This window comes from Rummeliibacillus sp. G93 (assembly GCF_023515935.1).
GTDB lineage: Bacteria > Bacillota > Bacilli > Bacillales_A > Planococcaceae > Rummeliibacillus > Rummeliibacillus stabekisii.
The window spans coordinates 938,566-950,315 of the sequence record NZ_CP097314.1 but is presented as its reverse complement, the minus strand read 5'-3'; the positions used below and the strand labels follow the sequence as shown (position 1 = coordinate 950,315).

General features: G+C 38.2%; 13 protein-coding genes and 1 other annotated feature. All 13 genes read right to left on the bottom strand.

Translation table 11 applies throughout. The annotated features are described in order from the left end of the window. Positions 1 to 27 precede the first annotated feature (27 nt). A complete protein-coding gene (gene pyrR, locus M2M59_RS04700) occupies positions 28 to 567 on the bottom strand; it encodes a bifunctional pyr operon transcriptional regulator/uracil phosphoribosyltransferase PyrR (protein WP_066785252.1) in 540 nt (179 codons plus the stop codon). A 211-nt stretch (positions 568 to 778) separates the two neighbouring features. After that, positions 779 to 1,690, bottom strand: a complete 912-nt coding sequence (locus M2M59_RS04695) for an RluA family pseudouridine synthase (RefSeq protein ID WP_147194244.1) — start codon at positions 1,688 to 1,690, stop codon at positions 779 to 781. Further along, positions 1,690 to 2,166: a signal peptidase II gene (gene lspA / locus M2M59_RS04690; RefSeq protein WP_066785246.1), complete on the bottom strand. Its 477-nt coding sequence runs from the start codon at positions 2,164 to 2,166 to the stop codon at positions 1,690 to 1,692. The genes M2M59_RS04695 and lspA overlap by 1 nt, the downstream gene beginning before the upstream one ends. Positions 2,167 to 2,335: 169 nt before the next feature. Next, positions 2,336 to 5,107, bottom strand: a complete 2,772-nt coding sequence (gene ileS / locus M2M59_RS04685) for an isoleucine--tRNA ligase (protein WP_249775648.1) — start codon at positions 5,105 to 5,107, stop codon at positions 2,336 to 2,338. Between the two features lie 59 nt (positions 5,108 to 5,166). Then, positions 5,167 to 5,384: a binding site (T-box leader), on the bottom strand. A gap of 43 nt (positions 5,385 to 5,427) precedes the next feature. Then, positions 5,428 to 5,937, bottom strand: a complete 510-nt coding sequence (locus M2M59_RS04680) for a DivIVA domain-containing protein (protein ID WP_066785239.1) — start codon at positions 5,935 to 5,937, stop codon at positions 5,428 to 5,430. Positions 5,938 to 6,026: 89 nt separating this feature from the next. Beyond that, entirely contained in the window at positions 6,027 to 6,815 is a 789-nt protein-coding gene (locus M2M59_RS04675; protein ID WP_147194248.1) for a YlmH family RNA-binding protein, read from the bottom strand. A 95-nt stretch (positions 6,816 to 6,910) separates the two neighbouring features. Next, positions 6,911 to 7,174: a YggT family protein gene (locus M2M59_RS04670; RefSeq protein ID WP_066785234.1), complete on the bottom strand. Its 264-nt coding sequence runs from the start codon at positions 7,172 to 7,174 to the stop codon at positions 6,911 to 6,913. A gap of 16 nt (positions 7,175 to 7,190) precedes the next feature. Next, positions 7,191 to 7,703, bottom strand: a complete 513-nt coding sequence (locus M2M59_RS04665) for a cell division protein SepF (RefSeq protein WP_066785231.1) — start codon at positions 7,701 to 7,703, stop codon at positions 7,191 to 7,193. Further along, the gene (locus M2M59_RS04660) at positions 7,687 to 8,391 is read right to left on the bottom strand and encodes a YggS family pyridoxal phosphate-dependent enzyme (RefSeq protein WP_249775647.1); all 705 of its coding nucleotides are present in this window, start codon (positions 8,389 to 8,391) and stop codon (positions 7,687 to 7,689) included. Before M2M59_RS04660 ends, M2M59_RS04665 begins: the two co-directional genes overlap by 17 nt. 226 nt (positions 8,392 to 8,617) lie before the next feature. After that, on the bottom strand, positions 8,618 to 8,854 hold the full coding sequence (locus M2M59_RS04655; protein ID WP_147194253.1) for a PRC-barrel domain-containing protein: 237 nt from the start codon (positions 8,852 to 8,854) through the stop codon (positions 8,618 to 8,620). A gap of 298 nt (positions 8,855 to 9,152) precedes the next feature. Continuing rightward, positions 9,153 to 9,935, bottom strand: coding sequence for an RNA polymerase sporulation sigma factor SigG (gene sigG / locus M2M59_RS04650; RefSeq protein ID WP_066785222.1), 783 nt, complete (start codon positions 9,933 to 9,935; stop codon positions 9,153 to 9,155). 93 nt (positions 9,936 to 10,028) lie between these two features. Further along, positions 10,029 to 10,736: an RNA polymerase sporulation sigma factor SigE gene (gene sigE / locus M2M59_RS04645; RefSeq protein WP_066785219.1), complete on the bottom strand. Its 708-nt coding sequence runs from the start codon at positions 10,734 to 10,736 to the stop codon at positions 10,029 to 10,031. 114 nt (positions 10,737 to 10,850) lie between these two features. Further along, entirely contained in the window at positions 10,851 to 11,693 is an 843-nt protein-coding gene (locus M2M59_RS04640; RefSeq protein WP_249775646.1) for a sigma-E processing peptidase SpoIIGA, read from the bottom strand. Between the last annotated feature and the right edge of the window lie 57 nt (positions 11,694 to 11,750).

Here is an 11,750-nt window from a genome sequence, read left to right as displayed (position 1 = left end):
ATTCCTCACATTCTAAGAAAACTACTGTTATTCGTAAATAGCTACTACGTCTGTTTGATCAGCTTCTACCATGTTGACTTCAATTCTTTCATTGCTAGCCGTAGGAATATTTTTACCTACGAAGTCTGCTCGTATCGGCAATTCTCTATGGCCGCGGTCTACTAAAACCGCCAATTGGATTTGTGATGGTCTGCCAATATCCATCACGGCATCCATTGCTGCTCGTACTGTACGCCCTGTATATAGAACATCATCTACTAAGATGACTTTTTGATTTGATACATCATACGTTATGTCAACGTCTTTCACTAAGGCTTCGCCATTGTCTGTTTTAACTGTTAGATCATCGCGATATAAGGAAATGTCTAATTCACCAGAACGAATTTCTTTTTTCTCAATTAAGTTAATTTTTTCAGCTAATCGTTTGGCCAAAAATGCGCCTCTCGTTTTAATTCCAACAAGGATACATTCATCGATCCCTTCATTGCGTTCAATAATTTCATGTGCAATACGGGTAATCGCCCTATTCATTGCAGCTTGATCTAATAGTTCTGCTTTTTTCTTCATTATGGTTCTCCTTTCGTTGAAATTCTTTGCATAAAAAAACTCTTGAGCGAATGGCCCAAGAGGTTATAGGTATACTGATAGATTGTCAAGTAAGCAGTTACTGCATACGAACTTCACATTCATCGCATCCCTTTTCAGCCTCTCTGGACTGTTCTTAAAGGTGAATATTAACTTTTCACTGCAATTAGTATATGCCCTCACATTGACGATGTCAATAGTTGCTTTTTAATTCTTTCAAGAGTTCTTGATAATCCTCAGGCAGAGGTGCTTGGAATTCCATATACTCTTTTGTTATGGGATGAATAAAACCTAAAATGCCTGCATGCAACGCTTGTCCGCCGAAATCAATCGTTTTCTTTGGTCCGTATTTTGGATCGCCTACTAACGGGTAACCAATATAATTCAAATGCACACGAATTTGATGTGTTCTTCCAGTTTCAAGTCGGCATTGGATTAACGTATAGTCAACACCAAATCGATCAGCTACTTGGAAGTGTGTAACTGCGTGTTTTCCTTGATCGACAACTGCCATCTTTTGGCGGTCTTTTTGATCTCGTCCAATTGGTGCGTCAATCGTACCTTTATCATGAGGAATATGTCCATGTACAAGCGCAGTATATCGGCGCGTTACTGTTTTATCAACCAATTGTTGAACAAGTGATTCATGCGCCTTATCATTTTTGGCCACCATCAATAAGCCAGACGTATCTTTATCAATTCGATGTACGATTCCTGGGCGCATCACACCATTTATGCCTGAAAGATCTTTGCAATGGTACATCAGACCATTCACCAAAGTCCCTGTCGTATGTCCTGGTGCAGGGTGGACGACCATACCTTTTGGTTTGTTAACTACTAGCACATCACTATCTTCATAAACAATGTCTAAATTAAGATCTTCTGCGATAATTTCTAAAGGTTCAGGTTCAGGCGGTGTTACTGTGATTTCGTCACCCTCTTGGACTTTATATTTGGCTTTGATGGGACTTCCGTTTACAACTACCAGGCCCTCTTGTACAAAACCTTGAATTTGAGTACGTGACCAATCTTGTTGAATTGATGCAAGGGCTTTATCAATACGTTCACCTTGCATTTCATTTGTTATCGTATATGTGACTGACATTACTTCACCTTTTTCTTTTCTATTTTTCCTTCGAAGATTATATATAGTATGAGCATAATAACACCAAATGTTAACGCTGCATCTGCAATATTAAATATAGGGAAATCATAATTAATCACTGGGATGATCACATGTACGAAATCGACTACTTCTCCTCGGAATACTCGGTCAATAAAATTGCCAATTGCTCCGCCCAGCAGCAACATCAAACTCACTTGGAACAGTGGTTTTCCCTTTCCTTCTTTGTGATAATAATAAATGATGCCCAAAATCACAATAATGGTGACTAATGCAAATAACCAAAATTGTCCTTGCAGCATTCCCCATGCTGCTCCGCGATTACGATGGGAGTATAGCCCAAAATAAGGATCTATTAGCGAGATGCTCTCTCCATATTTCATATTCTCCACAATGCTCCATTTTGACAACTGATCAAGTATAATGACCAAAATCGCTATACCATAATATTTGTACATGGCAAACCCTCCGTTTACTGCCGAATCTAACCTATTCTATCATATAATAGACGCAAGAGAAAAACACACCATACATTCAAGTCAAAAATCCTTATATTGCTTGATTCATGACAATGATTAAATGCAAAAAGCCGCTCACATTTCGTGAACGGCTTTTTGTTTACTGCTATTATTCAGCTTCGCTATAGTAATTCTCCACTACATCTGCACAATGTGCGCAAAGTGTTGGATGAGCAGGATTTTCACCGACTGTTTTTGAAATCGTCCAGCAGCGTTCGCATTTTTCACCTTCTGCTTTTTCGACTACAACAGCAACATTTTCAACTTTCAATGCATCTGCAGGTGCGTTATCAACAACTCCGCCTACAACAAATTCTGATACAATGTTCAACTGAGCAAAATTGATTTGTGGATCCTGTAAAAGAGTAACCGTTTGTTCATCACCGAAGACTGTTACTTTTGCTTCTAATGATTTCCCGATTGTTTTCGCATTACGAGCTTCTTCTAATGCTTTTAATACTGTGTTTCGAATCGCCATAATAGAAGTCCATTTTTCTGATAGTTGTTCGAAATTCTCTTTTTGAACAGCATCAGGCATATCTGTCAATTGGACGCTTTCAGCATCTGCATAGCTTAGATAAGACCACATCTCATCTGTTGTATGCGGAATGATTGGCGTTAATAATTTCAATAACGCATTTAATGTATCATACATCACGGATTGCATTGCACGGCGCGGCTGAGCATCTGCACCCTCGATATATACAACATCCTTTGCAATATCCAAATAGAATGAACTTAGCTCTGCTGCTACAAAGTTGTTGATTGCTTTATAAACAGTCGCAAATTCATAACGATCGTATGCATCACGTACTGTTTGAATCAGCTTTTGTAGCTCCATGTACATATATTGATCGACTTCACGTAAATTTTCATACGATACATAGTCTTGTTCTGGATTAAAGTCGTGTAAATTACCGTGTAAGAACTTTAATGTATTACGGATTTTACGATATACTTCTGACACTTGTTTCAGCATATCCATCGAAATACGCACGTCTGCTGTATAGTCAACAGAAGCTACCCATAGACGTAAAATATCTGCTCCGTATTGGTTCATCACTTTACTTGGCGCAATGATATTGCCAAGCGATTTACTCATTTTTCTTCCATCTCCATCAAGTACAAAGCCGTGTGAAAGCAATCCTTTGTACGGCGCATGGCCATTGATAGCTACAGAAGTGATAAGAGAAGAGTTAAACCAACCGCGATATTGGTCAGAGCCTTCTAAATACAAGTCTGCAGGATAACGTAATTCAGGTCGTTCAACTAATACACCTTGGTGAGATGAACCAGAGTCGAACCATACATCCATAATGTCTGTCTCTTTCGTGAATTCTCCATTTGGCGATCCCTCATGCGTGAATCCTACTGGTAGCAATTCTTTCGCTGTTTTTTGGAACCAAATATTTGAGCCATGCTCACGGAATAATTTTTGTACGTGTGAGATGGTTTCTTCAGTGATAATTTCTTCCCCGTTCTCTGCATAGAAGACTGGAATTGGCACGCCCCATGCACGCTGACGTGAAATACACCAGTCTCCGCGGTCGCGAATCATGTTGTACAGGCGAGTTTCACCCCATACCGGCGTAAAATTCGTGTCACGGATAGCTTGAAGCAACTCTGGACGGAATTTATCAATAGATGCAAACCATTGTGGTGTAGCACGGAAAATAACAGGTTTTTTTGTACGCCAATCGTGCGGATATGAGTGTTCAAAGAATGTAAGATTCAATAACGCGCCAGCCTCATCCAATTTTTCGCAGATCGGTTTGTTGGCTTTATCGTAAAACATACCAGCAAACTCGCCCGCATCTTCTGTTAAGCAGCCTTTATGATCTACAACTGATAAAGTTTCCAGTCCGTAACGCTTACCGACTTGATAGTCATCTTCACCATGGCCAGGTGCTGTATGAACACAACCAGTACCAGCATCAAGCGTTACATGGTCGCCCAGCATAACAAGTGATTCACGATCAAATAGAGGATGTTTCGCCGTTACATTTTCAAGGTCCGTCCCTTTGATTTCACGATCGATTTCAGGATTTTCCCAGCCTAGCTTCTCAGCTACCGCTTCAAGCAATCCTTTCGCAATAATGTATTTTTGACCATTCTCTTTTACAACTACATACGTATATTCAGGATTTACAGAAATACCAAGGTTCGCAGGAATCGTCCAAGGTGTTGTCGTCCAAATAATGAATTTTTCCCCTGCATTTACTACACCTTTTCCATCTAAAACATCAAAAGCAACATAAATAGAAGGAGATTTAATATCTTTATATTCGATTTCTGCTTCTGCTAAAGCAGATTCACTTGAAGGAGACCAATACACTGGTTTTAATCCTTTATAGATATAGCCTTTTTTAGCCATATCGCCAAACACGCCAATTTGACGCGCTTCGAATTCCGGTTTCAAAGTGATATATGGGTTTTCCCAATCACCGCGAACTCCAATGCGTTTAAATTGTTCACGTTGGCGTTCTACTTGTTCGTATGCATACTCTTTACAAAGTTCACGGAATTCCGCTACAGTCATTTTCTTGCGGTCAACGCCTTTATTTGTTAAAGCTTGCTCAATTGGAAGTCCGTGAGTATCCCAGCCCGGTACGTATGGTGAATAGTGCCCAGTCATAGAACGATGGCGATTTACCATGTCTTTTAATACTTTATTGAGCGCATGGCCCATATGAATATCACCATTTGCATAAGGAGGGCCGTCATGCAAGATGAATGCTGGGCGATCCTTCGTACGTTCTAGAACTTTTGTATAGATGTCCATATCCTTCCACTTATCTTGAATTTTCGGCTCATTGTTTGGTAGATTTCCGCGCATAGGGAAATCTGTTTTTGGCATTAACAGGGTATTTTTATAATCCATTTTTATTCCTCCTTGACTACTTGAAACTCATTTTTAAAATAAAAAAACTCCTCATCCCAAAAAGGGACGAGGAGGAGATTTCTCGCGGTACCACCCTAGTTGCGCTGTAAAAGCGCCGCTTAAGACACCTTAACGCGGTGTTGACGAGATTGCCTACTTCCCTTTCAACAATCTAGTTCAGGAGTGATTTTCTTTTATAAGCGTTTCGTTTAGGCTTCCACTATCCCTAAATCGCTAGACGGCACTTATAAAGTACTCTCTCCATCATTACTTTTATATATGATGACATTATAGTTAAAATGGACGCTTCCAGTCAAGTACTAATCCTGTGGCAGGTCCAGATGCTCTAATTCTGCGGTATCCACTTCATATTCCATTAAATGATCCCAATCATCTGATTGAATTAAATCCAATTGAGCTTCGACAATCATTTTGAAACGATTGCGGAAGACTTTTGATTGCTTTTTCAATTCTTCGATTTCCATTGCGATGCGGCGAGCTTTGGAAAGGGCTTCATTGACTATACGATCCGCGTTTTTTTCAGCTTCTTTGACAATTAGCTTTGCTTCTTTTTGAGAGTTTCGACGGACTTCTTCTGCTGCTTCCTGTGCAATGACAATTGACTTTTGCAACGTTTCTTCAATTGAGTTATAGTGCCCAATCTGTTCGTTACTTGAAAGAAGTTTATTCTCAAGCTCCTTTTTTTCTTTTAGCACTATTTCATAATCTTTAATAACTTGTTCTAGAAACTCATTTACTTCATCTTCATTATATCCTCTAAAGCCGCGACTAAATTCTTTATTATGTATATCAAGTGGCGATAATGGCATGATTTGCACCTCTCCTTAACTACATTTACTCATTATTATACATTTCTCTATTTGGAAGTTCACTCAAATTCTGCATTTTTATAAGAAAATTACGATTTTCGGTCCATTTTCCCTACTTTCATGCGGTATTTATCTTTTTTTGTCTTACCTTCGATTGATTGAATGATAAAGCGGCCGAGTCCTCTTATGGATATCAAATCGGATTCTTGCAATTCGAAAGAAACTTGTTCACATAGGGCAAAATTCACTTTTACTTTCCCACCATTGATGAACGCAGCTGCTTTCTGGCGCGATATTGGATAAACCGAAGCTATGACAGTATCTAAACGTAAAGAACTTGTTGTTGTTGACTGCTCTTTCCAATCGGCATCAGGAGGCAATAAAGTATCAGACGTAGGCAATTGCCCCACTTCTACTTTAGCTTGGCCAACGCTAATCAGATTGAGCCTCACATATTCAAACACTTCTTTGGCCACAACAAATTGAACAGTTTCTGAGCCCACACGTATGTCGCCAAACTTAGAGCGCTCAAGTCCAATCGATAATAAGGCGCCCAGTACATCTGGATGTTTTAAATGAACAAATTTCGAAGGATAGCTAAGTTGACAAATAACTAGGTTGAAATCTTCTTCTGACGGTAAAAAGTAATCTGGATAAATGAGAGCTCTTTGTCGCTCCGCTCCATCAAATAAACCAGCCATAGAAACTTGTATATCGCCATTCTTCCCAATAATATTGTGGACAATCTGACTCATGCGTGGATCTAAAAAATCGGTTAGCTTTGGCGCATACTGATCCTCCACTTCTTTTTTCCACCCGATTACTTGTTCGATAAAGGCTCTCTCCGATGGCCTGAAATGTTGAAATACATCTTCCATTGTAGTGTCTCCCTTTTAATTTCTTATCTAACAAAAAAGCCCCACACTCGGGTGGTGGCAACTTGTAAAAGAGAGCCCTTTTAAGGGGCTCTTTTTTAAAACACTATATAGCTAAGTACATAAAATATGCCTGTTTGAATTAAATTTAAAGCAATTAGCGCCACAATCGGTGATACATCAATCATGCCAATTGGTGGTATGAACTTTCTAAAGAAATCCAGATAAGGATCACATATTTTAGCTAAAAATCTTCCTACAGCTGACTCATACGCTGAAGGAATCCAAGACATCAAAATATAGATAATTAATGCAATGGAATAGAACTCAAAAAAAACCTTCACTATTGTAAATGGTAGCATGAACAATTATTCTCCTCTATTGATCGTCATATAAGTATTCTGATATATTTCCGTCCACTTCCATGTTATCAGGCGTACATAAAAATATATCTTTGCCGATCTTTTTAATATCTCCGCCAAGGGCAAAAATCGTTCCGCTGATAAAATCGATAATTCTCATACCCTGATCGCGTTCAATCCTTTGCAGGTTTACAACCACTGCCCGCTTATTCTTTAGATTGTCAGCTATATCTTGCGCCTCTGAGTAGACTCGCGGCTCTGATAACACGAGCTTAGAAGTCTTTTGTGTAATACTAACGAGGTTCGGGACATTTGACGGATAATCAACTTGTTTTTGACGTTCTTTCATAGACTGCTTCTTAACAGCAGCAGGTCTATTAACGATTGGTGGCTGTACTTGTTGCTGTCTTGCTTGTTGTTGCGGCACAGCTTGCTGGCGTATTGGTTCTTTGCGTACAGCCTGTTCTTCTACGTATTCTTCTTCCTCTTCTAAATAGAAAAAGTTTTTGATTTTATCCTTCACCTTCATTAAGAGTCCCTTCTTTCGTCCCAACTAGAGCTGTGCCAATACGGACAAATGTCGCTCCCTCTTCAATGGCAATCTCATAATCATTCGACATTCCCATTGAAAGTTCGGTGCATGGTGCATAGCTATATCCTTTACTAGCAATCTCTAACTGTAAATTTTTTAATGATTTGAATACACTGCGAATAATTGCTTGATTTTCAGTATTAGGTGCCATTGTCATTAAACCGACAACGCGAATATGAGGGAATATTGATAGTTGCTCTATAAAAGGCAAAACTTCCTCTGGCGTTAAACCATGTTTGGAATCCTCACCAGATACATTCACCTGCACAAAACAATTGACATTAGAAGATGCACGTTTATCTATTTCCTCAGCTAGGCTAATGCGGTCAAGGGAATGTAAGTAATCAATCTGATTGATTACTTTACGGACTTTTCTAGTTTGCAAAGAACCAATATAATGCCATGTTGCATTATTTTTAATCTCAACCTGCTTATCTAATAAACCCTCAGGACGATTTTCTCCTAAATGGGTCAGCCCTGCCTCTATTGCCTCTTTGGTCCGAGCTGTTGAAACTTGCTTTGTAACAGCAATTATCGTAATATCGCTAAGTTTTCTGCCAGCCTTTTTGCAAGCATCTTCCATTCTTTTTTGGATATCATGTAAATTATTTATTATTGAGTTCATGTTAGCCTCGACTTTTCAAAAAATCTTGTATCCCACTTAAGGGTTTTTATTTCACATCAAAATTTTAATATAAATAAAGAGTAAATTAGGATAGAAATATCGGTCTCAAATCCCAATATACTTCCACTTCCAAGCAGTTGGAGTTTTAAAGTAACTACCGCTTGAAATTTAACTTTACCCTATTGTATCAAGCCTTTTGGTAATTATCAATGAATAGCCGAATTCTTCAATCTAATCCTTTAACTAGGATGACATCCTTCCCTACCACTACTATATCCTTTATTGGTATTTTTAAAGCTTCTTTATGCCCTGAATTGAAAGAAATGAATTTTTTAGGTTCTGCCACGACAAACGCTTCAACATACCCTGTGTCTTTTTGGACAACTGCATCTTCAACATATCCTAAAAACCGTCCACTATTTGCCGCAATAATCTCTTTTCGTTGAATATCCGAAAAACGCATTCAGTTTCCCCCTTTTTATATTAAGAGCGGGTTCATGCATACTATTCAGAATGTCTGTTGAATCTGCATGAAAAGATTAACTCCTATATGTATATATATATGAAAAAGAAGCACCATTCTTGATATGGATGCTTCTTATAATTTTATCTTGTATGGGCACCTGTATTCCTCAACACAAAAAATGTAGTGGCAACAGTCCGCCTAGTTGCAAGATGAATCTTTATACATGAACAATAGGAACGCTCCATCAGCAAGGAACGTTTTCTAATTCACTGATGGAAGCATTGCATCTTAGCAATCAATTCTTTTCGCTTGCATGCTCTTGAATGGTTTTTAGCGCGCTTTTTTCTAGCCTAGAGATTTGGGCTTGAGAGATGCCTAGATCTTTAGCTATTTCTGTTTGAGTATGACCATAATAATATCGTTTTGAGAGAATATTTTGTTGTCTTTTATCCAATTTCTGAACTTCTTCTTTAATTGAAACATAAGTTAGCCAGCGATCTTCCGATACACTTTGATCCTTTAATTGATCCATCATATAAACTGGATCTCCTCCATCAGAATAAATCGGCTCATGAAGAGACATGGGTTCTTGGATAGCATCAAGTGCAAACAATATGTCTTCTTGGGGTAAACCTGTCATACGAGCTAAATCAGTTAAGGTAGGCTCCCGCAATTCTTCTGTTAGGAACTGTTCCTTTGCTTGCATTGCTTTATAAGCAATATCTCGTAAAGATCTGGATACGCGTACCGGATGGTGGTCTCTTAAGTGTCTTCTAATTTCACCGATAATCATAGGTACTGCATATGTTGAAAATCGTACATTATGTGAGAGGTCAAAGTGGTCGATTGACTTTAATAGCCCAATACAGCCTACTTGAAACAAATCATCAGCCTGTTCCCCTCGATATGCAAATCGGCCGACAATGCTTAACACTAACCGTAAATTCCCCATCACAAGTTGTTCTCTTACTTCTTCCTGACCACTTTGCAATGCGACAAATAACTCCCGCATTTCTTCATGCTTCAATACAGGTAAAGTGGATGTATCAACACCACAAATTTCAACTTTTGTTCGCATAATCTGCCTCCCGGATGCTTAATCACTGTTAGTAAATTAAGTGTGTCCGTCCGGGATAATTATATGCGTGATTTTTCTTACCAATTTCAACCGTTAAGACGTTAATTGATTTAAATGCGTACGCAATTCATGAATGATTTTTTTCTCTAAACGAGAAATGTAGGATTGAGAAATGCCTAAATGATCCGCTACTTCCTTTTGCGTCATCTCTTCTTTTCCTGCTAAGCCAAAACGACATTCCATAATATATCGTTCTCTTTCCTCTAATTTTTGAATGGCGTGAAACATATATTGACGTTCGATTTTCTTTTCTACGTCATCTGTAATTAGGTTTTCTTCTGTGCCTAAAATATCAGATAACAATAATTCATTTCCATCTCCATCTGAATTTAACGGTTCATCTAAAGACACTTCACCTTTCATACGGCTTGTTTTTCGCAAATGCATCAAGATTTCATTTTCTATACACCTTGAGGCATATGTAGCTAATTTAATTTTTTTATCAGCATTAAATGTTTCAATTGCTTTAATAAGGCCGATTGAACCAATGCTAATTAAATCCTCAATAGGGGTTTTCGCATTATCGAATCTTCTTGCAATATATACAACAAGTCTTAAATTATGCTCAATTAATACATCTCTTGCATGCATATCTCCATTTTTAAAAGCCAAAATCATTTCCTGTTCTTCTTCTTTCTTTAAGGGTGTCGGCAATGATTCATGACTGCCAATATAAAATGTCCCCGTCGCTCTAAACCTAGCAATTACTTCTGTTAGCCAACGCCATAATCGTAAAAACATTTAAATGCCCTCCCGTTCGTAAGATTGAAGTATATGGTGAAACTTTATTCAAGCTTCTTCTTTTTTTAGTACATTGAAATCTGCTATAGCTATGCTGAAGAGTTGTAGTTTGCATTAAATACTGCCAACTCTCGATAAGGCAGTGAAGTGTAAGATTGCATCTGTCTCTTGTGGAAAATGAGTATTTTGCAGAGTTATGATTAAAAAGCCCGGAGCGATGGAGTGATGCTTGCCTTTTAATATTTGCCACTGGTCGTATTTAAGCGCAAGACTATATGTTTTCTTCTCTTGAACAGTTGTAATCGGAATGACTGCAACTTTCTTTTTATATTCATTTGGAAACATATCTAAATTATATGGATCGTTAACATCCCAATTATGCAATGCAATTTTTAAGTGTTCAGGCATTGATTGTTCGATAGCTTGATAACGCACAAAATGAACAGGACGTCCTGATAATGGTTCAACAGTCGTATTGCCAGTGTCAATAAAACATTTTAAAGAAACATCTATCTCGCCTAATTGAACTTTACACCATTGGACAAGTTGCTGTTGAAGGCGATCTCCCGTAAAGGCAAATAACCGGCTTTTTAAAATAAATAAACTAAATGAGGCAACAACTCCTGCTATTAGCATCAGTATAATAACTGAACGTCCAATTAATAATGGTTCAAGGGCTGTAAAAAGACCTCCTGCAAATAATGCAGCAATGAAACACATCAGAGCAGTTTTCCAAAGTTGGCGAATACGAAATCCAAAGGCAAGAATCATCATGAGTAAAAATGCGACGACCATCATGAGAAACTGGTGACCAAATATAACAATCCATGCACCAGCAAATAATGCGCTTCCCATTAATCTTATTTTCTTTTTTCCCATATAACAGATTGAGTTGGTAAAAGAAAGAATAACGTAATTAAAAATGGCGTTTATTAATATTAATACCTCACCATACAATTCACCACCTCCCGCCTATTAACAACATACCATAGACAGATTTCAAAAATTGTCAAA